This window comes from Citrobacter werkmanii, from assembly GCF_008693645.1.
In the GTDB taxonomy this organism is placed as follows: Bacteria; Pseudomonadota; Gammaproteobacteria; order Enterobacterales; family Enterobacteriaceae; genus Citrobacter; species Citrobacter werkmanii.
This window is the reverse complement of record NZ_CP044101.1, coordinates 4,426,326-4,451,117: the sequence shown is the minus strand read 5'-3', so window position 1 is coordinate 4,451,117 and position 24,792 is coordinate 4,426,326. Positions and strand designations below refer to the sequence as shown.

The 24,792-nt window shown below is 53.6% G+C and carries 25 protein-coding genes; 6 read left to right on the top strand and 19 right to left on the bottom strand.

Annotation, left to right across the window (positions count from 1 at the left end):
• The first annotated feature begins 1 nt into the window (after position 1).
• Complete coding sequence (locus tag FOB24_RS21865) at positions 2-1,312, top strand: L-cysteine desulfidase family protein (protein ID WP_150345451.1); 1,311 nt, start codon at positions 2-4, stop codon at positions 1,310-1,312.
• A gap of 53 nt (positions 1,313-1,365) precedes the next feature.
• On the opposite strand, the gene FOB24_RS24340 is transcribed toward FOB24_RS21865, so the two are convergent.
• On the bottom strand, positions 1,366-1,515 hold the full coding sequence (locus FOB24_RS24340) for a hypothetical protein (RefSeq protein WP_170973652.1): 150 nt from the start codon (positions 1,513-1,515) through the stop codon (positions 1,366-1,368).
• Between the two features lie 26 nt (positions 1,516-1,541).
• Complete coding sequence (locus FOB24_RS21860) at positions 1,542-2,243, bottom strand: pirin family protein (protein ID WP_005131482.1); 702 nt, start codon at positions 2,241-2,243, stop codon at positions 1,542-1,544.
• 104 nt (positions 2,244-2,347) lie between these two features.
• On the opposite strand from FOB24_RS21860, the gene yhaJ reads away from it, so the two are divergent.
• On the top strand, positions 2,348-3,244 hold the full coding sequence (gene yhaJ, locus FOB24_RS21855) for a DNA-binding transcriptional regulator YhaJ (protein WP_016154624.1): 897 nt from the start codon (positions 2,348-2,350) through the stop codon (positions 3,242-3,244).
• A gap of 109 nt (positions 3,245-3,353) precedes the next feature.
• Here the strand turns inward: yhaJ and FOB24_RS21850 are convergent, their stop codons facing one another.
• The 11 genes from FOB24_RS21850 to FOB24_RS21795 all read right to left on the bottom strand — a co-directional run bounded on the left by FOB24_RS21850 (position 3,354) and on the right by FOB24_RS21795 (position 11,485).
• The gene (locus FOB24_RS21850; RefSeq protein WP_038642883.1) at positions 3,354-3,719 is read right to left on the bottom strand and encodes a DUF805 domain-containing protein; all 366 of its coding nucleotides are present in this window, start codon (positions 3,717-3,719) and stop codon (positions 3,354-3,356) included.
• Positions 3,720-4,580: 861 nt separating this feature from the next.
• The gene (locus FOB24_RS21840) at positions 4,581-5,567 is read right to left on the bottom strand and encodes a glutathione S-transferase family protein (RefSeq protein WP_038634087.1); all 987 of its coding nucleotides are present in this window, start codon (positions 5,565-5,567) and stop codon (positions 4,581-4,583) included.
• Between the two features lie 189 nt (positions 5,568-5,756).
• A complete protein-coding gene (locus FOB24_RS21835; RefSeq protein ID WP_032940735.1) occupies positions 5,757-6,149 on the bottom strand; it encodes a DoxX family protein in 393 nt (130 codons plus the stop codon).
• 171 nt (positions 6,150-6,320) lie between these two features.
• A complete protein-coding gene (locus tag FOB24_RS21830; protein ID WP_150345450.1) occupies positions 6,321-6,620 on the bottom strand; it encodes a YqjK-like family protein in 300 nt (99 codons plus the stop codon).
• A complete protein-coding gene (locus FOB24_RS21825; protein WP_038634082.1) occupies positions 6,620-7,015 on the bottom strand; it encodes a phage holin family protein in 396 nt (131 codons plus the stop codon). The genes FOB24_RS21830 and FOB24_RS21825 overlap by 1 nt, the downstream gene beginning before the upstream one ends.
• Positions 7,016-7,017: 2 nt before the next feature.
• Entirely contained in the window at positions 7,018-7,323 is a 306-nt protein-coding gene (locus FOB24_RS21820) for a DUF883 family protein (RefSeq protein WP_006687949.1), read from the bottom strand.
• A 33-nt stretch (positions 7,324-7,356) separates the two neighbouring features.
• Positions 7,357-7,725, bottom strand: coding sequence for a DUF1090 domain-containing protein (locus FOB24_RS21815; RefSeq protein ID WP_038634079.1), 369 nt, complete (start codon positions 7,723-7,725; stop codon positions 7,357-7,359).
• 148 nt (positions 7,726-7,873) lie between these two features.
• Complete coding sequence (gene mzrA, locus FOB24_RS21810; RefSeq protein ID WP_038634076.1) at positions 7,874-8,257, bottom strand: EnvZ/OmpR regulon moderator MzrA; 384 nt, start codon at positions 8,255-8,257, stop codon at positions 7,874-7,876.
• 3 nt (positions 8,258-8,260) lie between these two features.
• On the bottom strand, positions 8,261-8,923 hold the full coding sequence (gene yqjA / locus FOB24_RS21805; RefSeq protein WP_003024820.1) for a DedA family general envelope maintenance protein YqjA: 663 nt from the start codon (positions 8,921-8,923) through the stop codon (positions 8,261-8,263).
• Between the two features lie 349 nt (positions 8,924-9,272).
• A complete protein-coding gene (gene exuR, locus FOB24_RS21800; protein WP_038634073.1) occupies positions 9,273-10,049 on the bottom strand; it encodes a transcriptional regulator ExuR in 777 nt (258 codons plus the stop codon).
• Between the two features lie 134 nt (positions 10,050-10,183).
• Positions 10,184-11,485, bottom strand: coding sequence for an MFS transporter (locus tag FOB24_RS21795; RefSeq protein ID WP_032940740.1), 1,302 nt, complete (start codon positions 11,483-11,485; stop codon positions 10,184-10,186).
• Positions 11,486-11,958: 473 nt separating this feature from the next.
• Here FOB24_RS21795 and uxaC point away from each other — a divergent pair, with 473 nt between their 5' ends.
• From uxaC to FOB24_RS21780, 3 genes are all read left to right on the top strand, one after another.
• Positions 11,959-13,371, top strand: a complete 1,413-nt coding sequence (gene uxaC / locus FOB24_RS21790; RefSeq protein WP_085048678.1) for a glucuronate isomerase — start codon at positions 11,959-11,961, stop codon at positions 13,369-13,371.
• Positions 13,372-13,385: 14 nt separating this feature from the next.
• Positions 13,386-14,873 (top strand): UxaA family hydrolase, encoded by a 1,488-nt coding sequence (locus FOB24_RS21785; protein ID WP_150345449.1) that lies wholly within the window; start codon positions 13,386-13,388, stop codon positions 14,871-14,873.
• A gap of 108 nt (positions 14,874-14,981) precedes the next feature.
• A complete protein-coding gene (locus FOB24_RS21780; RefSeq protein ID WP_137347591.1) occupies positions 14,982-15,536 on the top strand; it encodes a YgjV family protein in 555 nt (184 codons plus the stop codon).
• A gap of 16 nt (positions 15,537-15,552) precedes the next feature.
• Here the strand turns inward: FOB24_RS21780 and sstT are convergent, their stop codons facing one another.
• From sstT to FOB24_RS21760, 4 genes are all read right to left on the bottom strand, one after another.
• On the bottom strand, positions 15,553-16,797 hold the full coding sequence (sstT, locus tag FOB24_RS21775) for a serine/threonine transporter SstT (RefSeq protein ID WP_085048679.1): 1,245 nt from the start codon (positions 16,795-16,797) through the stop codon (positions 15,553-15,555).
• Positions 16,798-17,040: 243 nt separating this feature from the next.
• Entirely contained in the window at positions 17,041-18,009 is a 969-nt protein-coding gene (locus FOB24_RS21770) for a TerC family protein (RefSeq protein ID WP_150345448.1), read from the bottom strand.
• 268 nt (positions 18,010-18,277) lie between these two features.
• Positions 18,278-19,276, bottom strand: a complete 999-nt coding sequence (locus FOB24_RS21765; protein WP_150345447.1) for a Gfo/Idh/MocA family protein — start codon at positions 19,274-19,276, stop codon at positions 18,278-18,280.
• A gap of 72 nt (positions 19,277-19,348) precedes the next feature.
• On the bottom strand, positions 19,349-19,849 hold the full coding sequence (locus FOB24_RS21760; RefSeq protein WP_038634055.1) for a M48 metallopeptidase family protein: 501 nt from the start codon (positions 19,847-19,849) through the stop codon (positions 19,349-19,351).
• Positions 19,850-19,933: 84 nt separating this feature from the next.
• Between FOB24_RS21760 and rlmG the strand changes: the two genes are divergently transcribed.
• Complete coding sequence (gene rlmG / locus FOB24_RS21755; protein ID WP_038634052.1) at positions 19,934-21,070, top strand: 23S rRNA (guanine(1835)-N(2))-methyltransferase RlmG; 1,137 nt, start codon at positions 19,934-19,936, stop codon at positions 21,068-21,070.
• Positions 21,071-21,126: 56 nt separating this feature from the next.
• Here the strand turns inward: rlmG and FOB24_RS21750 are convergent, their stop codons facing one another.
• On the bottom strand, positions 21,127-23,145 hold the full coding sequence (locus FOB24_RS21750) for an NADPH-dependent 2,4-dienoyl-CoA reductase (protein ID WP_137347594.1): 2,019 nt from the start codon (positions 23,143-23,145) through the stop codon (positions 21,127-21,129).
• 215 nt (positions 23,146-23,360) lie between these two features.
• Positions 23,361-24,740 (bottom strand): putrescine aminotransferase, encoded by a 1,380-nt coding sequence (ygjG, locus tag FOB24_RS21745; RefSeq protein WP_167371260.1) that lies wholly within the window; start codon positions 24,738-24,740, stop codon positions 23,361-23,363.
• Between the last annotated feature and the right edge of the window lie 52 nt (positions 24,741-24,792).

The window sequence follows — 24,792 nt, the reverse complement described above, 5'->3', positions numbered from 1 at the left end:
TATGTTTGAGACTACATTGAATCCATTATGGGATAGTTTTATTCGCGCAGTGCAGGAAGAAGTGAAGCCCGCGCTGGGCTGCACGGAACCTATCTCTCTGGCTCTGGCGGCGGCCGTCGCCTCCTCTGAGCTGGAAGGCGCGGTTGAACGCATTGATGCGTGGGTCTCGCCAAACCTGATGAAAAATGGCCTGGGAGTGACCGTTCCGGGGACTGGCATGGTGGGGTTACCGATTGCCGCCGCGCTGGGCGCGATCGGCGGTAATGCCAAAGCCGGGCTGGAAGTGCTGAAAGACGCTTCGGCTGAGGCGGTGGCGCAGGCCAAAGCGATGCTGAGCGCCGGAAAGGTTACGGTGATGCTGCAGGAGCCTTGCGAAGATATTCTCTTTTCCCGCGCGAAAGTGTACAGCGCTGAAGGATGGGCGTGCGTGACCATTGTTGGCGGCCATACCAACGTTGTGCGCATTGAAACCAACAAAGGTGTGGTGTTCGCCACAGAAGAGAGCACTCAGGAAGAGGAGCAGGAATCACCGCTGGCGGTACTGTCTCACACCTCGCTGGAAGAGATTCTGGCGTTTGTGAATGCGGTGCCGTTTTCGTCAATCCGCTTTATTCTCGATGCGGCAAAACTGAACGGGGCGCTGTCGCAGGAAGGGCTGCGCGGCAACTGGGGCCTGCACATCGGGACTACGCTTGAGAAGCAGTGCGCGCGTGGCCTGCTGGCAAACGATCTGTCTACCGCTATTCTGATCCGTACCAGTGCGGCATCGGATGCGCGAATGGGCGGGGCGACGCTACCGGCGATGAGCAATTCCGGCTCCGGTAATCAAGGTATTACCGCCACCGTTCCGGTGATGGTCGTTGCTGATCACTTTGGCGCGGATGAGGAAAAATTGGCGCGTGCGCTGATGCTGTCTCACCTGAGCGCAATCTACATCCATCATCAGCTTCCACGTTTGTCCGCACTGTGCGCGGCAACCACGGCGGCGATGGGCGCTGCGGCGGGTATGGCATGGATTGTCGATGGGCGCTACAACACCATTGCGATGGCGATCAGCAGCATGATTGGCGACGTGAGCGGAATGATTTGCGATGGGGCCTCAAACAGCTGCGCGATGAAAGTTTCAACCAGCGCATCTGCGGCGTGGAAAGCGGTGCTGATGGCACTGGACGATACTGCCGTAACGGGTAACGAAGGGATTGTGGCGCATAACGTGGAGCAATCTATCACTAACCTGTGCGCGCTGGCGTGTCGTTCAATGCAGGAAACCGACAAGCAGATCATTGAGATCATGGCCAGTAAAGCGCATTAATTTATAGGCCGGGTAAGGTGCAGCCGCCACCCGGCATCACTCTTAGCCGCCTTTCAGGCGGCTTCTTCATCTTCGAGCCGTAGCTCGGCATCGGCCACAATCGCTTCCAGTTCTGTCAGCATTTCTTCATAACCGAAAGTCGCCGTATTCTGTTTTTGCGGCTCAGCCGCAGGCTGGCGTTTTTTTGTTTTTTTCTTGCTCAATAGCCGTACTCCATTGTTTTCCATGACTATACGGGCAAATCTATCAGCAAAGCACGCAGCGGGGTATCGGCGACTAACGTTATGTTAGTCTCGTCACGAATAAATGCGCCATCGCCGCAGGTGAGGGCTTCTTTTTCGGCGCCAGCCGTCACCGCATGGAATCTGCCGTGGATCGACTGCAGATAAGCGCGAGGCCCATGTAACTGAAAACTGAGCGATTCGCCTTGTTGCAGCTCAACATGATGCACCCAAACCTGTTGGCGCAGATGCAGGCTGCCTTGCTCACCGTCCGGCGAGGCCAGCAGCTGATGCTTACCGGCACTCAGCGTGGCTTTCTGCACGCAGGCATTTTCGCGCTGCGGGCAGGCATCCAGCCAGAGCTGCATTCTGGTTAACGGCTTATCTTTACTGATATTGTGTTCGCTATAGCTGATCCCGGGTTGTGTCGCGAGCAATAGCACTTCGCCTGCTTTGGCCTGAATATGGTTGCCTTCGCTGTCGCGGTACTCAGCTTCCCCTTCGAGGATCAGGTTGACGATATCCACTTTCGGATAGGTACGTGGCTGGAAAGAGGCCCCCGGTGCCAGAACTTCCTGGTTCAGAACACGCAGCGAGGCATAACCCAGCAGTTTAGGATCAAAATAGTGTCCAAAGGAGAAGGTATAACGGGCCTGCAGCCAGCCGTAGTCTGCCTGTCCGCATTGTTTGGCTGTACGGGTAGTAATCATAGTTCTTGACCTCTCTTTACTTCCTTTTATGTTAAATGGCTAGACGCTGCATTGTTAGCCAGATATTCTGCCCGGTATGTTCAAATTTCCTGAATGAGAACGAGATGGCCAAAGAAAGGGCTTTAACGCTTGAAGCGTTACGCGTCATGGACGCAATAGACAGACGCGGTAGCTTTGCCGCCGCGGCAGATGAACTGGGGCGGGTTCCGTCAGCCCTCAGCTATACCATGCAGAAGCTGGAGGAAGAGCTGGACGTCGTGTTGTTTGACCGTTCAGGTCACCGCACAAAATTCACCAACGTCGGGCGTATGCTGCTGGAGCGTGGACGCGTCCTGCTGGAAGCTGCGGATAAGCTGACTACCGATGCCGAAGCGCTGGCGCGTGGGTGGGAAACGCATCTGACTATCGTGACCGAAGCGTTGGTGCCGACGGCGGCGTTTTTCCCGCTGATCGACAGGCTTGCCGGGAAGGCTAATACCCAGCTTTCCGTTATCACCGAAGTTCTGGCCGGGGCGTGGGAGCGTCTGGAGCAAGGGCGAGCGGATATTGTGATTGCGCCGGATATGCATTTTCGCTCATCTTCAGAAATCAACTCGCGCAAGCTGTACTCGCTGATGAATGTGTATGTGGCGGCACCGGATCATCCTATCCATCAGGAGCCGGAACCGTTATCAGAAGTTACCCGCGTGAAATACCGTGGTATCGCGGTGGCGGATACCGCGCGTGAACGTCCGGTGTTGACCGTGCAACTGCTGGATAAACAACCTCGTCTGACGGTGAGTTCGATAGAAGATAAACGTCAGGCGCTGTTAGCCGGACTGGGCGTGGCGACGATGCCATACCCGCTGGTGGAAGAGGATATTGCGGCTGGTCGGTTGCGGGTAGTAAGCCCAGAGTCGACAAGTGAAATTGATATCATTATGGCCTGGCGGCGAGACAGTATGGGCGAGGCGAAATCCTGGTGTCTGCGGGAAATCCCGAAACTGTTTGCGGGAAAATAGCCGGACTGTTACGCCGGATACGGTGCAATTGCACCTTATCCGGCCTGGAGGACGGAGTATGTTGCAGGCCTGATAAGCGCAGCGCCATCAGGCATCTACATATGCTACGTCAGGATAACTGTTTGGGATCGGGCCCGAAGCGGTTGCTCCCCTGAGTTCCGTTTTGGCAGTTGAAAATGATGATAATCAACCAGCCAACGATCGGGATCAGCAGCACCAGCAGCCACCAGGCTGAACGATCGGTGTCATGCAAACGCCGGAACTGTACCGCCCACCAGGGGATAAACACCAGAACCCCATAAATCGTCGTTAAGATGCCTTCCCCTCCGGCGCGTTCCCAGCCAAGCATTCTGTCCAGGATACCCAGCACGAACGTGAAGATGATGTTGACCAGCACAAACATCCAGTATTCTTTACGACGCGCGCGACCACCAAAACCAAAGTAATTCTTTAATACGTTTAAATACCAATCCATTTTTGCCTCGTTCTGCATTCAATTACTTGTTTTTAAAGCAATCAAATTAAGAATAGCTGTGAATGAAATGATGGTAAATGTTTGATGTGTTAATTATTTGGCCCGCTGATGGGTAATACTTATCAGTGAACGCCTTAGTTTCAGAAACTATCGCCAGTGTGGTAGACGTTATGAATATGCGCTCTCAGAGAAAGGGTTCCGTTCACCTTATGTTCATCGTTTCTCTGAGACATCGATTCCTGTGAACGTGTAAAGGGCGTTCTCCGCCACGCCCTTTACAATCCCGGCTCCCGGCACGGAAAATTGCCACTTCGTGGTTCCCTCCGCTTATTCCTTCAGGCTTTCGGGCCGGGCGCGATGAAGCGTCCTTGCAAAGCGCGCCCTGAACCCGCATCCCTGCGGGTTCTCCCGGCCTTACAGAAACACGTCGGCAATTTTCAGCCGGACCAGCCACACCTGACCATCTGTATTTTTATTTGAATATATCTGAACAGCAAAACAGATTTTACTGGAAGTCAGAGCGTTGAAGCGATGACCCATGTCCGGCTGAAAATCGATGAGGCGTTGACGGCTGACCGGGTCTGCCCGCAGGGATGCGGGCAGAGGGGATGGCCTGCAGGGATGCAGGCTCGGCCCCGACCCGACAGGCAGACGGCATAAGACGAATGAATCGCGCAGCGACGATTTTCCCGCCGGGAGCCTGGGTTGCAAGGGAGGCGGCGGTGAGCCTCCCTTGCACGTTCACGGGTAACGGCGTTTCAAAGAAATGACACCGCTGAGGTGAACGGAACCCTGAGCAAAAATCACATGTTCGCCATACATGCTTAACTAATCGGTATTCCCCAAAGGGGCCAGTGTAAATTACGCGAAACGCTCGTCACGCCCGTGGGGTTCGTTAAGGTCCTGCCACGGCCCAACAGAAATAATACCAGTCGGGTTAATGGTTTTATGGCTACGGAAGTAGTGATTACGGATGTGATCGAAATTGACGGTTTCCGCAATGCCCGGTATCTGGTAGATGTCGCGCAGGAAACCATACAGGTTCAGATAATCGCTAATCCGGTATTTGTCGCACTTGAAATGGGTCACATACACGGGATCAAAACGTACCAGCGTGGTCCACAGGCGAATATCTGCTTCTGTTAACTGGTTGCCGGTCAGATAGCGATGCTGCCCCAGAATTTGCTCCAGACGCGCCAGAGATTGGAAGACTTTTTCCACGGCGTCGTCGTACGCTTCCTGGCTGGTGGCAAATCCGGCTTTGTACACACCGTTATTGACGTTGTCATAAATCCAGCCATTCAGCTCGTCGATTTGACTTTGCAGGGCTGACGGGTAGTAATCCCCGGCTTTTGCGCCCAAAGCATCAAAAGCGGTGTTAAACATGCGGATGATCTCCGCAGATTCGTTGCTGACAATGGTGTGATTTTTTTTATCCCACAACACCGGGACGGTTACCCGACCGCTGTAATGCGGATCGGCGTGCAGATAGAGCTGGTAAAGAAACTCGTGTTGATACAGCGTATCGCCGGTTGCAGCCGGGAAGGTATCATCAAAGGTCCAGCCGTTTTCCAGCATCAGCGGATGCACAACGGAAACGGAAATAAACGGTTCCAGCCCTTTGAGCTTACGCAAAATCAGCGTACGGTGCGCCCACGGACAGGCCAGAGAAACGTAGAGATGATAGCGGTCTTTTTCGGCAGCGAATCCCCCTTCGCCCGTTGGACCCGGTGCGCCATCCGCGGTGAGCCAGTTGCGGTAAGCCGATGCTGAACGTTGAAATTTTCCCCCGGTTGATTTGGTGTCATACCAGGTGTCATGCCATACGCCGTCAATCAGTTGTCCCATTATCTCTCTCCCGGATAACAAAACGAGGAGTTGACCCCCTCGTTTTTTAATAAGTATATACCCTAAATAATTCGAGCTGCAGGAAGGCGGCGAGGGAAGAAATCCCCAGGAACATAGATAACTATGTGACTGGGGTTTCTGAGCGAAGCCAACACACCTGCAACTTGAAGTATGACGGGTATAGTTCGCTTACCACTTTTTATTCAGTACACGGTCGATGCTGAATGCGCCCGGACCGGTGATAGCCAGCAGCAGGAAACCGCCTGCGATGGTCAGGTTTTTCATGAACATCAGAGAGTTCACGCCTTCCGCAAAGTTGCTGTGGAAGATGAACGCTGTCAGCAGCGTGAAGCCTGCGGTGAACAGCGCGGTAGTACGGGTCAGGAAGCCGAACAGGATTGCCAGACCACCGCCAAACTCAAGCAGGATGACCAGCGGCAACATAAAACCAGGCACGCCCATGGCTTCCATATACTGTTGGGTACCCGCATATCCGGTGATTTTTCCCCAGCCTGCGGAAATAAACAGGATTGGCATCAGAATGCGCGCTACCAGTACACCAACATCTTCTAATTTCTTCATCATTCACTCCAGGAAACCACTCAGGCGGCTTATTGTGTTTTGTGTGCAACGACGCTGCAGAGCGCGTCGTTGCTGTCGATGGAGAGAATCATAAACGTGCTTAATGACAATTGTTAGCAAGGAAAACTGTCAAATTTTTTCAAAAATTTTGAGGTTAGGGGAGTGGAGGGATTAGCCGCGCAGTTGCTGTTGTCTGATGGTCGCTTTAACCAGGCGCCAGATGCTCCAGACGCTAAAACCGCGCTTAGCCCAGCGTACCAGCCGATTGGGGTTCCGGATGGTGCGCACCGCCATAATACTGCTCCCGACTAACACCCAGCCACGTAGGTTCAGCAACGTTTTCCAGCCACGATCGTAAACTTCGGTGGCCTCCAGCCAGTCGCGGCGAGTGGCAGACAGATCCAGCCGTTGCTGCTGGATCTGCCCAAGCAGTTGCGCCTTACGTTGTTGACGTTCGACTTTACTGCTCATTATGCATCATCCTCCAGGGCCTGCCTGTCGTTTGCGAGTTCGTGGCGCGTATGGCGTAGCAGCGTTGTTTTGCGAGCTTTACGCAGAGTCCATATCCCGCCAATAAGCGCCATAACCAACAGCACAACGGTGGTGGCAATCATTGCGTTCAGGCGATATTGCGGATCAATGGCCCAGATGATAAGCACCATCAGGCTCATCAGCCCAAACGCCGCGAACAGCATGGTCAGCCCAAGCATCAGCAGGATCTGGATGAGATTTGATTTTTCCTCTTCCAGTTCCACGACGGCCAGCCGCAACCGCGTTTCTACGATCTCAACGAGAATCGTCAGGATCCGCTGTCCAATACCCAGTACGCTTTTGCCTGGACCTTGTGCGTGTTGAGAGTCAGCCATTGTTAACGGCGCGACAGCAGTACACCAAGCACCACACCGACTGCAGCGCCAATCCCGACGCCAGTCCATGGGTTTTCGCGTACATAGTTATCGGCTTTGGCCGCGGCTTCACGGGTCTGTTTGGCAATCACATCGCTGGTTTCACTCAGACGATGACGGCTCTCCCGCAGGGCGTGTTCGGCTTTGCTGCGAATTTTACTCATCTCTTCCTTCGACTTATCGCCAGAGGAGCTAAGTACTTCTTCAAGCGTATCCGCAAGAGATTTCAGCTCAGCGCGCAGGTTGTCCGTAGCATTATCTTTCGACATAGTTTTCTCCAGTTGAGTGGGTAGTTACCGTACTTAGTAATCGCGTGATTCGAGTTCTTTCAGCTCATTCTGAGCTTCGGCAAGCTTACGTTCGCGTTTGGCAATTTTATCCGCATCGCCTTTTTGCTTCGCCTCGGCTAAATCATCTTGACGCTCGGCTATCTCATCTTTCTGCTCTGCGATTTTTTTCTGATGGTCGGCGCGCAGTTTGCTGTCAGTACAATTGGCCCGAACCTCACTAAGTGCTTTGTTCAGACCATTGATGCGGTTCTGATTGTTGTGCTTTTCGGCATAGCTAATCTCCCGCTGAATATCCTGTTCTTTTTCCTGACAGAGGGTGGTGGCGTAACTGCCGGCACTGAGAGCGAAAAGGCTAATAGCCAAAGCGATGCGGTATTTCATTCTTGAACCTTCCATTGTGATTCGACGTTGTGGCTTGCGGTCGATGCTCCAGATTAATAAAACGTTGGGCCATAATCCCAGTTTATTAATCATAGGCGCTAAACGGTGAAATCACCAAAGTGAGTGATCTAATTCAGATTCCTGGAGATTAACCAAAACGGTGCGGGGTATCACGTAAGCGGGATAACCACTGCACCGCCTGATTATCATCATCCTGCTGAGCGATGACGAAACCATGTGGCAACGTACGGTCCAGCACCACTTTGGCGGCTGCGCTCTGCGCGCTGGAATCAAAAGTGATCAGCAGCGCGTCATTTTGCGGGGTAATACTTTTAAAGCGGATGCCGTTGGCATCCAGGTGATGCCAGATAGAGAAGCCATCAGGCATGCTGGCTCCCTGGTTTATGGCGCGAATGGCAAGCGTTGACTCCTGCTGGCGAATAACCGACCAGGTCAGGAGCAGCGCCCCGATAAACAGCATAAAGGTGGTGGTCCAGGCAAGTCGTCGGAGCGTTATGCATGATTTCAGCATAATTTATCCTCGGTTCCCGTATTTCTTTTTCCACAGCACAACCAGTGAACCCGCCAGACCAAACACCAGTAACACCACAGGAAGCAGCATCAGGCAAGACATGAGCTGGTCTTCATACTTAAGAAATACCGGCGTTTTGCCCAGCAGATAGCCAAGCGTTGTGAGGATCAGGACCCAAAGCAATCCGCTCATCCAGTTAAAGAACTGAAAGCGCGCATTATTCAGGCCGGATAACCCTGCGATGGTCGGCAGTAATGTTCTGACAAACGCAATGAAGCGACCAACCAGCAGCGCAGACAAGCCATGCTTATGAAAAAGATGATGCGCGCGCTGATGGTAATGCGCAGGAAGATGCGACAACCAGTTTTGTACGGTGCGGGTGTTTCCCAGCCATCGCCCCTGGATATAACTAAGCCAACAGCCGAGGCTGGCCGCGGTGGTGAGTAGCAGTACCGTTTGCGGAAAACCCATTGCGCCTTTGGCAATAAGCACGCCGACCAGTACCAGCAAACTGTCGCCGGGTAAAAACGCTGCTGGCAGCAGTCCATTTTCCAGAAACAAAATGGTAAATAGTACAAAATAGAGCATGCCAATCATGGAAGGATTGGCCAGAGTTTCAAAATCCTGAGCCCATAAAGCATTCAGTAATTGAGTCAGTAGTTCCATTCAATATTCCTGGAGAATCGGTTATCGTCATGCCGGTTTTTCTGGATTTTGTAACACCGCGATTTTATTGATATTTTTTGCAAGGTGCGCGGTCTGATACAAATTCACGGCCTGAACTGTTCCCTGTGAAGTTGTGAAGTTAGCAAGCTCTTAAACACAAAAATTCAAATAGCATCTAATTGTAACAAAGGTCAACGTTGTCCGTTATAGAAATTACGGTTGCTGAACTCTGATTTTGCTTATCGCATTAGAGGGAGGCGAGAGGATTTACACAGGCTGACATTTTATACCTAATGCTTACCAAGCATCAGGTACAGGCGCTTCGTCACGCCTGTATCGATAAGATTGATTATTTTGCGCCGTTAGCGGCTGTATCGAGATGAACAACCGGATTTTCAGTAAAAAGGTAACGGTCCGCGTTGAACTCAAAATCATCGCTGGTTTCGTTAAACAGCATCTGCTTCGTGTTCTCCAGATGCTGCCACATCGCCAGTTTCGCGGCATGGGGATCTTTGCGAATCAGCGCCCGCAGGATCTGATCATGGTCGTCGCACCAGTTATCTACTGTACGCGAGTCGATGTGGTCGTGCAGTTTTTTCCAGTAAGGGTTGTGAATACGCTGAGTCCACATTTTTTCCACGATGGCGGCCAGGGCGGAGTTCTGCGTGGCCAGCGCGACCTGCACATGGAACTGGAGATCCCATTCGGAGTCACGAAAGCTTTTTTCATTACGCGACTTCTCCTGAATTTCCATCAGTTTCATGATGTCCTGTTTGGTCACCTGAGTGGCGGCAAACTCGGCAATGTTGCTTTCAATGAGCTGTCGAGCCTGAAGCAGCTCAAAAGGACCGTAACTGGCGAATTCCAGACCTTCGTCGGGAGCAACATAATGTTTGGGTTGGTTAGAGATGACGTGGATCCCCGATCCTTTACGCACCTCAACATAGCCCTCAACTTCCAGCATGATAATCGCTTCACGAACCACGGTACGGCTGACATTTTTTTCATCGGCGATAAAGCGCTCGGCGGGAAGTTTGTCACCCACCAGATAGACGCCCTGCTCAATGCGTTCTTTAAGATCAGCGGCAAGTTGTTGGTATAAACGGCGTGGTTCAGTGATTTCCATATGCGCTCCAGGCATGATACGGCAGACTATATTTGTTATACCACTTTTGCGATTACGCCTCCACTCGCGAGGACAAAAAAGCCGCCAGATAGCTGGCGGCTTAGCATTATATAACCTTGCTGTATCGCATCTGGTTAACTTTGCGTCGCGGGATCGCCCGTCTGTGGACCTGAATCTATCTCGCTGGCAGATTTGTTCTGTAGTACCGTCCAGATGACCAACGCGCCAAGCAGGTCGAATACCGCCAGTACGGCGAACAGCGGGCTAAAGCCGATGGTGTCGGCCAGCGCGCCAACGACCAGAGCAAACAGCGTGCTTGCAAGCCAGGCGGACATACCGGTCAGACCGTTCGCGGTTGCCACTTCATTACGACCAAATACGTCAGAAGAGAGCGTAATCAGCGCACCGGACAGCGCCTGGTGAGCAAAGCCGCCGATGCACAGCAGGGCGATAGCGATGTACGGGCTGGTGAACAGACCAATCATGCCAGGGCCAATCATCAGCAGCGCGCCCATGGTGACCACCATTTTACGGGACACGATCAGGTTCACGCCGAACCAACGCTGGAACAGCGGTGGCAGGTAACCCCCAACGATACAGCCCAGGTCAGCAAACAGCATCGGCATCCAGGCAAACATGGCGATTTCTTTCAGGTTAAAGCCGTAGACTTTGAACATGAACAGCGGGATCCAGGCGTTGAATGTCCCCCACGCCGGTTCTGCCAGGAAACGCGGCAGCGCGATGCCCCAGAACTGGCGGTTACGCAGGATCTGGCCGAGCGACATTTTCTTCGAGGTTGTGTTTTTATGCTGTGATTCCTGGCCGTTCAGAATGTAATCACGTTCTTCATCAGACAGTTTTTTCTGGTCGCGTGGATGTTTGTAGAACACCAGCCAGGACATCGCCCAGATGAAGCTCAGGGCGCCGGAAATAATGAATGCCATCTGCCAACTGTGCATGACGATAGCCCAGACCACCAACGGCGGTGCAATCATCGCGCCGATAGAAGAACCAACGTTGAAATAACCCACGGCGATGGAACGTTCTTTTGCCGGAAACCATTCTGAACTGGCTTTCAGGCCAGCCGGGATCATTGCGGCTTCAGCTGCACCTACCGCGCCTCGCGCCAGCGCCAGTCCGCCCCAGCTGCCAGCCAGTGCGGTCGCGCCACAGAAGACGGCCCACAGAACGGCGAACATCGCGTAACCGATTTTGGTGCCGAGTACATCAAGCACGTAGCCTGCCACGGGTTGCATTACGGTGTAAGCAGCAGAATACGCTGCGATGATATAGGAATACTGTTGAGTGGAGATGTGTAACTCTTCCATCAGAGTCGGCGCAGCTGCCGCCACAGTGTTACGTGTGAGGTAACCCAACACGGTGCCAAGCGTCACCAGTGCGATCATGTACCAACGTAACCCTTTAATTTTACGCATGTAAAACCTCATCGTTTTGTTATGTCCGCCAACGAGCGGTCATCTTCCAGTTCAGGGCGGAGGATGTTCTTTTACGAGGGGGGAACCGAAAAAAAAGCCGGTACTCCCCGAACGTTGCCATGTCAATAGTTGTGCTAATTCGGTTTCCGTACCGGTCAATCCGATGTTGATACATCGGTAATTTGCATTCCGTCGGCTTATGTATCGCGACGGCCAAAAGATAACTTGTCATACAACTTTAAAAGGTGAGTGCCATCACAAAAGTGTGAATCTTCGTGTGGTCATTATTTCGATTCAGCAAAGCCAGTGCTGGCGCGGCCTGAGGCATGATTTACCTCTTTGAGAGTAATTTTTTTGTCATCATTTGTTGATCTAACTCACGAAAATATCTTCGGGGTGTGGAAATTGGTGTGATAACTTTGTCAACATCAAAACATAAGCAATCTGACGCACTCGTTGAGAGGAAGACGATAATGACTCCGTTTATGACTGAAGATTTCCTGCTGGATACCGAATTTGCCCGCCGTCTGTATCATGATTACGCCAAAGACCAGCCGATCTTCGATTACCACTGCCATTTACCACCGCAACAAATCGCTGAAAACTACCGTTTTAATAACCTGTATGACATCTGGCTGAAGGGTGACCACTATAAGTGGCGTGCGATGCGTACCAACGGCGTCGCTGAGCGCCTGTGTACCGGCGATGCCTCCGATCGTGAGAAGTTTGATGCCTGGGCCGCTACGGTTCCGCACACTATCGGTAACCCGCTGTACCACTGGACCCACCTCGAGTTACGTCGCCCGTTTGGTATTACAGGTAAGCTGCTGTCTCCGGCAACGGCTGACGAAATTTGGAACCAGTGCAACGAACTGCTGGCGCAGGATCAATTCTCCGCGCGTGGCATCATGCAGCAGATGAACGTGAAAATGGTCGGCACCACCGATGACCCGATCGATTCTCTGGAGCATCACGCCGCCGTTGCTAAAGACGGAAGTTTTGATGTGAAAGTGCTGCCGAGCTGGCGGCCGGATAAAGCCTTCAACATCGAACTGGCGACCTTTAACGATTACATGGCCAAGCTCGGTGAAGTCTCTGACACCGATATCCGTCGTTTCGCCGACCTGCAGACCGCGCTGACCAAACGTCTGGACCACTTCGCCGCTCACGGCTGTAAAGTGTCTGACCACGCGCTGGACGTTGTCCTTTTCGCTGAATCTAACGAAGCGGAGCTGGATAGCATCCTGGCTCGTCGTCTGGCCGGTGAAACCCTGAGCGAGCATGAAGTCGCCCAGTTCAAAACCGCTGTGCTGGTGTTCCTCGGTGCAGAATACGCACGTCGCGAATGGGTACAGCAGTACCACATCGGCGCGCTGCGTAATAACAACCTGCGTCAGTTCAAACTGCTGGGCGCGGACGTCGGCTTCGACTCCATCAATGACCGTCCGATGGCGGAAGAACTGTCCAAACTGCTGAGTAAGCAGAACGAACAGAACCTGCTGCCGAAAACCATTCTGTACTGCCTGAACCCGCGTGATAACGAAGTGCTGGGCACCATGATCGGTAACTTCCAGGGCGAAGGCATGCCGGGCAAAATGCAGTTCGGTTCCGGCTGGTGGTTCAACGATCAGAAAGACGGGATGGAACGTCAGATGACACAGCTGGCGCAACTGGGCCTGCTGAGCCGCTTCGTCGGTATGCTGACCGACAGCCGTAGCTTCCTGTCTTACACCCGTCACGAATACTTCCGTCGTATTCTGTGCCAGATGATCGGTCGTTGGGTTACTGCGGGCGAAGCCCCAGCCGACATCCAACTGCTGGGTGAAATGGTGAAAAACATTTGCTTCAACAATGCGCGCGATTATTTCGCCATTGAACTGAACTAAGGTCCGGGGTTGATATGCAATACATCAAGATCCATACGCTGGATAACGTTGCGGTAGCGCTCGCTGATTTGGCTGAAGGAACCGACGTGACCGTTGACGGGCAGGCGGTAACCCTGCGCCAGGCGGTCTCTCGTGGTCATAAATTCGCACTCTGCGAGATCGCACAGGGTGAGAACGTCATGAAATATGGCCTACCGATCGGCCATGCTTTGGTGGAAATCGCGGCGGGCGAGCATATTCATGCTCATAACACGCGTACCAATCTGAGCGATCTGGATGAATATAGCTATCAACCCGACTTTCAGGAACCTGAAGCGCAACCAGCGGATCGTGATGTACAGATCTACCGTCGTGCCAACGGCGATGTTGGCGTGCGTAACGAATTGTGGATCCTGCCGACAGTAGGCTGCGTCAACGCCATGGCCCGTCAGATGCAGAATCGCTTCCTGAAAGAGACCAACGACGCCGAAGGTATCGACGGCGTGCATCTCTTCAGCCACACCTACGGCTGCTCACAACTGGGTGACGACCATATCAACACCCGCACCATGCTGCAAAACATGGTGCGCCACCCGAACGCGGGCGCAGTGCTGGTGGTCGGCCTCGGCTGTGAAAACAACCAGGTTGACGCTTTTCGCGAAACCTTAGGCGAGTACGATCCCGATCGCGTTCACTTTATGGTCTGTCAACACCAGGAAGACGAAGTGGAAGCGGGGATCGAACATCTTCACCAGTTGTACAACGTGATGCGTAACGATAAGCGTGAACCCGGTAAGCTGGGCGAGTTGAAGTTTGGTCTGGAATGCGGCGGCTCTGACGGCCTGTCCGGCATTACCGCCAACCCGATGTTGGGCCGTTTCTCCGACTACGTGATTGCCAACGGCGGCACCACCGTGCTGACCGAAGTACCGGAAATGTTCGGCGCCGAGCAACTGCTGATGGACCACTGCCGTGACGAAGAAACGTTCGGCAAACTGGTCACCATGGTGAATGACTTCAAGCAGTACTTCATTGCTCACGACCAGCCGATCTACGAGAACCCATCGCCGGGGAACAAAGCGGGTGGTATCACCACCCTGGAAGATAAATCGCTGGGCTGTACCCAGAAAGCGGGTTCCAGCCAGGTGGTGGACGTATTGCGCTACGGCGAACGTCTGAAAACGCACGGCCTGAACCTGCTGAGCGCACCGGGTAACGACGCAGTCGCCACCAGTGCACTGGCGGGCGCGGGCTGTCATATGGTGTTGTTCAGTACCGGTCGCGGTACGCCGTACGGTGGATTTGTGCCGACGGTGAAAATTGCTACCAACAGCGAGCTGGCAGCGAAGAAAAAGCACTGGATCGATTTTGACGCCGGACAACTGATCCACGGCAAAGCGATGCCGCAGTTACTGGAAGAATTTGTCGATACCATCGTCGATATCGCCAACGGTAAGCAAACCTGCAACGAGCGAAACGATTTTAGAGAACTGGCTATCTTTAAAAGCGGTGTAACCCTTTGATTGTAAATATGTAGGCCTGATAAGCGCAGCGCCATCAGGCTCAAACCGTGGCCGGATGGCGGCGAACATGCCTTATCCGGCCTACGAAATGGAGTTGGGGTTGCTTGCATGACCGCGTATTGGCTGGCTCAGGGCGTAGGTGTCATCGCCTTTCTAATCGGCATTACCACCTTTTTCAATCGCGATGAGCGCCGGTTCCGGCTGCAACTCGCTGTCTATAGTGCCACCATTGGTGTGCATTTTTTCCTGATGGGCGCCTGGCCTGCAGGAATGAGTGCCGAGCTTAATACTATCCGCACACTCGTCTCGATGCATACCCGCAAACTGTGGGTAATGACCGTTTTTATTATCCTCACCCTGGTTCTCGGGCTTGCGAAATTACAGCATGCGATGGAGCTGTTGCCGATAATCGGTACGCTGGCCAGCACCTGGGCGCTGTTTCGCTGCCAGGGGTTAACCGTGCGTTGCGTTATGTGGTGCGCAACCGCCTGTTGGGTTATCCATAATTTCTGGCTGGGATCGATTGGCGGGACGATGATCGAAGGGAGTTTTCTGGTGATGAACGGCCTGAACATTATTCGCTTCCGGCGGATGCAAAAACGCGGAATTGATCCGTTCAAAATTGAAAAAAGCGTACAAGATAAGAACCCCTCCGCCCGATGACGGAGGGGAACAGAGATTAGCCGCGCAGGGCGTTGTTTGCCAGACGTTCGTCTTCTGCCTGACAGGCTGCAGCGGTAAACAGAACATCTGTAGAAGAGTTCAAGGCCGTTTCACAGGAGTCCTGCAGCACCCCGATGATAAAGCCAACGGCAACCACCTGCATGGCGATGTCATTCGGAATCCCGAACATGTTGCACGCCAGCGGGATTAACAGCAGCGAACCACCCGCCACGCCCGATGCGCCACAGGCACACAGCGAAGCCACCACGCTGAGTAACAGCGCCGTCGGTAAATCGACCGGAATACCCAGCGTATTCACCGCCGCCAGCGTCAGCACGGTAATGGTGATCGCCGCACCCGCCATATTAATGGTGGCCCCCAGCGGAATAGACACTGAGTAGGTATCACGATCCAGATTCAACTTCTCACACAGCGCCATATTCACCGGAATGTTTGCCGCGGAGCTGCGGGTAAAGAAGGCATACACGCCGCTTTCACGCAGACAGGCCAGCACCAGCGGATACGGGTTACGGCGAATTTTCCAGAATACCAGCAGCGGGTTAACTACCAGCGCTACCAGCAGCATACAGCCTACCAGCACGGCTAGCAGTTGAGCGTAGCCCCAAAGGGTGGCAAAACCGGTCGTTGCCAGCGTAGAGGAGACCAGACCGAAAATACCGATCGGCGCGAAACGAATCACCAGCTTCACCATAAAGGTGACGGCGTTGGACATATCATTGACCAGATTCTTGGTCGTTTCATTCCCATGACGCAGCGCAAAACCCAGGCCGACGGCCCATACCAGAATGCCGATATAGTTGGCGTTAAGCAGAGCATCAATCGGGTTAGAAACCATGCTCATCAGCAGGCTACGCATGACTTCGACAATCCCGGATGGCGGCACGATGTCGCTGGCGCTGCTGGAAAGATGCAGTGTGGACGGGAAAGCGAAGCTGAAGACAACCGCCGCTAATGCTGCGGAAAATGTTCCCAGCAGGTAAAGGAACAGGATTGGACGGATATTGGTTTTTTGTCCGTGCTGGTGGTTAGCGATGGACGCCATAACCAGCATCAGGACCAGAATAGGTGCCACGGCTTTTAATGCGCCAACGAACAGCGTACCCAACAGCCCGACGGCTTCTGCAGCAGGTTTTGACACCAGCGCCAGCAATATCCCCAGTACTAAACCGATCAAAATTTGTTTAACCAGGCTCCCTTGCGCCAAACGCGAGAGCAGCCCCGATGAACGTTGCGTAGTCATGTAGTAATCCTTTCATTGTGTTGTTGCTCATCCAGTGTGCATTCTGATGACGCATCTTTCTGGATGTAACAAAGTGTTTGCCTGGTTGAGTATAAGGAAAGATGAAGTCCCGGAAAGCGAAATCTCCTGATTTTTGCGTTCAGATCATGTTTTATAACTTTAAATTAACATTATTTTGACATGATAAACAAAAAGCCCGACGCACGCAGTGTGTTGTCGGGCTTTTCAGCTAGCGAATGAAAGTTACTGTATTTGCTGCTTTTTATCGTGCTGGTGATTAACCCACGCATTCACGACCAGCGTAACGAACAGAATACCGAACACCACGCCTAACGAGATAGCGATCGGGATATGGTAGAAATCGACGATCAGCATCTTAATACCGATAAACACCAGAATGACCGACAAGCCGTATTTCAGCATGGAGAAACGCTCCGCCACGCCAGCCAGCAGGAAGTACATCGCACGCAGACCCAAAATAGCAAACAGGTTCGAGGTCAACACGATGAACGGGTCGGTTGTGACGGCGAAGATTGCCGGAATACTGTCGACGGCAAAAATGACATCACTCAGCTCAACCAGAATCAACACCAGCATCAGCGGCGTGACGAACAGCAGTCCGTTTTTACGCACGAAGAATTTTTCGTCTTCGATGGTATCGGTCATGCGTAAATGACTACGCAGCCAGCGGACTAACGGTCTGTCGCCGATACCGGAAGCATCCTCTTTCGCCAGCGCCATCTTCACGCCGGTAAACAGCAGGAACGCGCCAAACACGTACAGCAGCCATTCGAACTGGGCGATAAGCCAGCTACCTGCGAAGATCATAATCGTACGCAGCACAATCGCGCCCAGTACGCCGTACACCAGTACCCGACGCTGCAACGCAGGCGGTACCGAGAAGTAGCTGAACAGCATCAACCAGACAAAGACGTTATCTACCGCCAGTGATTTCTCGATCAGATAGCCGGTAAGGAACGCCAGCGCCTGTGGGTCGGCAACGGTGCGGCCCTGCGTTTGGGCCAGGTACCACCAGAATGCGGCGTTAAACAGTAACGACAGCGTGACCCAGACGATAGACCAGGCCGCCGCCTGCTTCATCGACATAGTATGTGCGCCACGGCGACCCTGCAGCAGCAGGTCGATGGCCAACATAATCACCACCACAACAGCGAAGCCGCCCCACAACAACGGTGTGCCGACAGTATTCATAATTCCCCCATGCATAAAAAAACGGCCAACGCCGAATGACGTTAGCCGCTGCTTTTTATGCATAGACCTTGCCATTCGGCAAGGTCTCACTTACAACAACAAAGGAATACGCTAGCGTATTCCTTTGTTGTTGCCCGGTGACCGGATGTGGTTTTGCACACATCGTAATGACGATCAACCGACAACGAAGTTACTCCCCTTTGCGGGTTACAAAATATTACAGGCCATGGATGCAGTCAATGGCCTGCAACATTTGTTTTACATACCTTTACGCAGTCAGCGACGTCACCGTTTCGTCTGCGGGGAAAATCACGCCGGTCTGACGGCGAATTTCCGTTTGCAGTTTGGCGGTGATCCGGCTGACGTTTAGTGCCGGATGATCCACTTCGCCAGATTCAACCAGATGAGCAAAAGTCTCTGCCTCATACAGCATCGTATTGATATGCTGAGGCACCGTCAGATCCTGCGTTTTGCCACCACGCGCCACGAAGCACACTTTCTGACACTCAGAGATATGCTCAATGACCAGCGAACCCGACTCGCCCTGAATTTCACTGGCTAATACCGAGTCGCTGACTTTGGAGTGCTGGAGTGTGACGCTGAAATCACCGTAATTCAGTACGACCACGCCGTGGGCATCCACACCACTTTCCAGCAGGCTGGCGCTGGCCTGCACGCTCTGTGGTTCGCCCCACAGCGCAACCGCTGAGGCCAGGCAGTAAAAGCCGATATCCATAATCGAACCGTTAGAGAACGCCGGATTAAATGTATTCGGATTTTCACCGTCCAGATAGCGCTGGTAACGCGAGGAGTACTGGCAGTAATTGATAAACGCTTTCCTGATTCTGCCCACTTTGGGTAACGCTTGCTGCAACAGCAGGAAGTTAGGCAGGCTGGCGGTCTTAAATGCTTCAAACAGCACCACCTGATTTTCGCGCGCGCAGGCGATAGCGGCTTCAGCTTGCGCCAGATTTGAGGCCAGCGGCTTTTCGCAAATGACATGCTTTTTGTGCTGCAAAAAAAGCTCTGTCTGCGGGAAGTGCAGGGAGTTTGGGCTGGCGATGTAGACGGCGTCAATCGCATCACTGCTGGCCATCGCCTCCAGCGAGGTAAACAGGTGCTCGACGAGATAATCGTTGGCGAAGGTCTGTGCCTGCTCAAGACTGCGGGAATAAACCGCGGTTAACTTATATTTGCCGGTTTCATGGGCGGCATCGACAAACTGGCGAGTGATCCAGTTTGTGCCAATTACTGCGAAACGTATCATAAAGGCCTTCAGGCTGCTAAAAGGGATCCTTTCGTCAATTTAGCATGCCCTGAAGACAAAGCCAGTGCGCGACTACGCACTTTGCTTTAACGATTGTTGCGTTAACCACAGGCGGGTATCGAACTCCAGTTGATGGTACTGAGGTTCCATATGACAGCACAGTTGGTAAAACGCTTTGTTATGCTCTTTTTCTTTCAGATGCGCCAGTTCATGGACCACGATCATTCGCAGGAAGGGTTCCGGGGCATTGCGAAAAACGGTCGCCACGCGGATCTCCGCTTTGGCTTTTAGCTTGCCTCCCTGCACGCGAGAAACGGCGGTATGCAGTCCCAGCGCATTCTTCAGAACATGGATCTTGCTGTCGTACATCACCTTATTCAGCGGCGGGGCGTTACGCAGGAACTGATTTTTCAGATCTTGCGTATATTGCCAGAGCGCTTTGTCGGTCGCGAAGTCATGCGTGCCGGGATAGCGCTTATCTAATACCGATCCCAGACGTTGCTCGGCAATTAATGTGCGTACCTGATCAAGTAGGTTCTCCGGGTAGCCCTGCAGATAGGTCAACTGACTCATTATTGCCCCATATAAAGTATAAAAAGTGTATACTCACGCACCCTTTTCAGGGATACGCCGAAATTTTACCATTCAGGAGGGCCGATGAGCCACATAGACAACGGTTTCCGTTCGCTGTCACTTAAACGTTTCCCGGAAACGGATGACGTTAACCCGCTGCTGGCGTGGGAAGCGGCGGATGAATATCTGCTGCAACAGCTGGACGATACCGAGATTAGCGGCCCGGTGCTGATCCTGAATGATACCTTTGGCGCGCTGGGCTGTGCGCTGGCGGAACATACACCGTACAGCATTGGCGACTCCTACCTCAGCGAACTTGCCACTCGCGAGAACCTGCGTCACAACGACATCGCCGAATCGAGCGTCAAGTTTCTCGACAGCACCGCTGACTATCCGCAGGCGCCGGGCGTGGTGCTGATTAAAATTCCTAAAACCATGGCCCTGCTGGAGCAACAGCTGCGTGCGCTGCGTGAAGTGGTGACGCCGCAAACGCGGATTATTGCCGGAGCGAAAGCACGCGACATTCATACCTCGACGCTGGAGCTGTTTGAAAAGGTGTTGGGTCCAACCACCACGACGCTGGCGTGGAAAAAAGCCCGTCTGATCAACTGTACGTTCAGCAAACCTGAACTGGCCGCTGCTTCGCAAACGCTAAGCTGGAAGCTGGAAGGTACCGACTGGACTATCCATAACCACGCCAACGTTTTCTCTCGTACCGGACTGGATATCGGCGCGCGCTTCTTTATTGAGCACCTGCCTGCAAATCTTGAAGGAGAGATTGTCGATCTCGGCTGTGGGAATGGCGTGATTGGCCTGACATTGCTGGCGAAAAACCCACAAGCCAGCGTGGTGTTTGTGGATGAATCGCCGATGGCGGTGGCGTCAAGTCGTCTGAACGTCGAAAGCAATATGCCTGAGGCGCTGGATCGCTGCGAGTTTATGATTAACAACGCGCTGTCCGGGGTTGAGCCGTTCCGCTTTAATGCCGTGCTGTGCAACCCGCCGTTCCATCAGAAGCACGCGCTGACCGACAATATCGCCTGGGAGATGTTCCATCACGCCCGTCGCTGCCTGAAAATCAACGGCGAGCTGTATATCGTGGCGAACCGTCACCTCGACTACTTCCACAAGCTGAAGAAGATTTTCGGCAACTGCGAGACCATCGCCACCAATAATAAGTTTGTGATTCTCAAATCGGTGAAATTAGGTCGTCGTCGGTAATCGCGTGTGCCGGATGGAGGCGTGAGCGCCTTATCCGGCACACGAAAGACATGCCGTTAAATTTCCAGTGCCAGCCTCGTGCCTTGCGCGATAGCGCGGCGGGCATCCAGTTCCAACGCCACATCGCAGCCGCCGATCAGATGCACCGTTTTACCTGCCGCGTGGAGAGGATCGACCAGCTCACGGCGTGGCTCTTGTCCGGCGCAAATCACCACGTTATCCACGTTAAAGATTACCGGTTCGCCGTTCAATACGACGTGTAATCCATCATCATCAATTTTCTGGTAACTGACCGCCGGGATCATTTTCACGCCGCGTGAGAGCAGGGTGGCACGATGGATCCAGCCCGTCGTTTTACCTAAACCTTGCCCCGGTTTGCTGGCCTTGCGCTGCAACATCACTATCTGACGCGGACTGCGGGATAAGTGCGGACCTTCCGGGCGTAATCCGCCAGGCTGTTGCAGGCTGGTGTCGATCCCCCATTCCACACAGAACTCCGCGATGTTCTGGCTAGTGGGATCGCCGGGTTGGCTCAGATACATGGCGGTATCAAAACCGATCCCGCCGCAACCAATGATGGCGACGCGTTTACCCACCGGCGCTTTATCGCGCAGGACGTCAAGATAGCTCAACACTTTCGGATGATCGATCCCCTCGATCGGCGGCATCCGCGGTTCGATCCCGCTGGCGAGGATCGCCTCGTCAAAAGTTTCCAGATCGCGCGCCGTGACAACGTGGTTCAGCCTTAGCGTCACGCCCGTCACGTCGATCATCCGACGGTAGTAGCGCAGGGTTTCATAGAATTCTTCTTTGCCGGGGATCTGTTTGGCGATATTAAACTGTCCGCCAATCTCGCTATGGGCGTCAAACAGTGTCACGTGATGCCCGCGCGCGGCGGCATTAATGGCAAACGCGAGGCCAGCAGGACCCGCGCCGACAACCGCCAGATTTTTCGGCACAGTGGCTGTAACGATCGGCATTTTGGTTTCATGGCAGGCGCGTGGATTCACCAGACAAGAGGTGACTTTGCCGACGAAGATCTGATCCAGGCAGGCCTGGTTGCAACCGATACAGGTATTGATCTCATCCGACCGTCCGCTTTGCGCTTTTGACAGCAGTTCGGCATCGGCGAGGAACGGACGGGCCATCGACACCATATCGGCATCGCCGCGGGCCAGAATGTCATCGGCGACTTTAGGATCGTTAATGCGGTTGGTGGTGACCAGGGGGATCGTCACATGACCTTTCAGCTTGCGCGTCACCCAGCTAAATGCGCCACGCGGCACCGGGGTGGCGATGGTGGGAATACGCGCCTCGTGCCAGCCAATACCGGTGTTGATAATAGTTGCGCCTGCGGCTTCTACAGCCTGCGCCAACTGGACTGTTTCCTCGAAGGTGCCGCCGTTTTCTACCAGATCGAGCATCGACAGGCGGAAGATAATAATAAAATCATTGCCGGCACGCTGACGTACTGCCCGCACCACCTCGACGGCAAAACGCATGCGGTTGGCATACTCACCGCCCCATTCGTCGTCGCGCTGATTGGTGCGCAGGGTCAGGAATTCGTTGATGAGATACCCTTCCGAGCCCATCACTTCCACGCCATCGTAGCCCGCTTCTCGCGCCAACTGCGCGCAGTGGGCAAAATCCTCAATCAGTTGCAGAACTTCATCGTGCGTCAGTTCATGCGGCGTAAAGCGGTTGATGGGCGCCTGAATGGCGGAAGGCGCCACCAGATGCGGCTGATAGCTGTAACGCCCGGTATGCAGGATTTGCAGTGCGATTTTGCCGCCTTCGTCATGCACGGCATCGGTAATCACACGATGGTGCGCGAGCTGGCTGGTATCGTTGAGCACCGCGCCGCCTTCCATACCCACGCCGGATAACGCTGGCGCAATGCCTCCGGTCACAATCAGAGCCACGCCGTGACGCGCGCGTTCGGCATAGAATGCGGCCAGCCGTTGGGCGCCATCGGGATACTCTTCCAGCCCGGTGTGCATTGAACCCATCAACACGCGGTTTTTAAGCGTGGTGAAGCCTAAATCGAGCGGGGCGAACAGCGACGAATAGCTCATAAAGGTGTCCAGTATGTAAAATTATTGTTATGTGGTCGGATGAGTTAATAATTTAGCCGTCGCAGCGTAAAAGGGAAAAGAGGAATGCCGTGATTGTGATGGGATTCAAAAAAGGAATGGGGCCAGAGAACGATTCTGCCGGATGGCGGCTACGCCTGAGCCTACAAAGGACACGCTTTCGTAGGCCGGACACGCGCAGCGCCATCCGACAGGTATTACATTTGCTCCACGCTCACCCGTAATGCTGCCAGGGCTTTGCGTGTTGATCGCAACACCAGATCGCATTGCTCGATCGTTAACGTTAGCGGCGGTTCGATGCGGATCGTCTTGGCATTGTTCAGGGTCCCGGCGACCAACACCCGCTGGCGGAACATCTCACTGGCAAAGTTATAGCCGATTTCATTATCGACAAACTCAATCGCCATCAACATGCCTTTGCCGCGTACATCGTGCACCAGATCCGGGTATTCCCGCGCAAGCTGGCGGAAACCATCCAGCAACATATCGCCTTTCTGCTCTGCCTGAGCCGGTAAATTTTGCTCCAGCAGGACGTTAATGGTGGCCAGCGCCGCCGCACACGCGAGCGGGTTGCCGCCAAACGTAGTGGTATGCAGGAAAGGATTATCGAACAGGACGGAGAACACCTCTTCGGTGGCAATGGTTGCGCCAATCGGCATCACGCCGCCGCCCAACGCTTTGGCCAGACACATAATGTCGGGCTGCACGTTTTCGTGCTCGCAGGCGAACATTTTGCCGGTACGCCCCATGCCGGTCTGCACTTCGTCAAGGATCATCAGCGCGCCAAACTCATCGCAAAGTTTACGCACGGCGGTCAAATACCCTTGCGGCGGCAGGATCACGCCCCCTTCACCCTGGATAGGTTCGAGGATCACGGCGGCGACGTCGTCACCGGTCTTTTTACATTCGCTGAGCATGGTACGCATCGCGTTAATATCGCCAAACGGCACATGACGGAAGCCCGGCAGCAGCGGCATAAAGGGTTTACGGAAGGTGGATTTCGCCGTGGCGGACAGCGCGCCCAGGGATTTACCATGGAATGCGCCGCTGGTGGCGATAAATGTAAATTTACCGCGCGGCGATTGATACGCTTTCGCCAGCTTCAGGGCGGCTTCAACCGACTCGGTCCCGCTGTTACAGAAAAAACTGTATTTCAGCTTACCGGGCGCCAGTGCGGCGAGGGTTTTTGCCAGCATGGCCCGCAACGGGTCAAGTAACTCCTGGCTGTGCAGAGGTTGTTTCGCGAGTTGATTCTGTACGGCGGAAACCACGACTGGATTACGGTGCCCCACGTTGAAAATGCCAAAACCACCCAGGCAATCAACAAACTCCTGTCCCTGGGTGTCGACAAGCGTATTCAGGCTTCCCGCTTGCCACTCTACGGCTCCGTAATCCCCGCCTGCAGTTACAGATTTTCGATACTCTAAGAACCCCGGATTGACATGCTCCTTAAAGTACTCAATCACCTCTCGGTTTAATGATTTCATTTCCTCATGATCAAGCGTGCGCTTTTCGATGAGATTCAGTGCGTGTGCGCTGCAGGCCAGGGCCGATGCGCTGGAAGGTAACCTGTTCAAAATATGCTCCCGGAGCTGGCGTATCACATGATACTGATTTAAGTATTGCAGG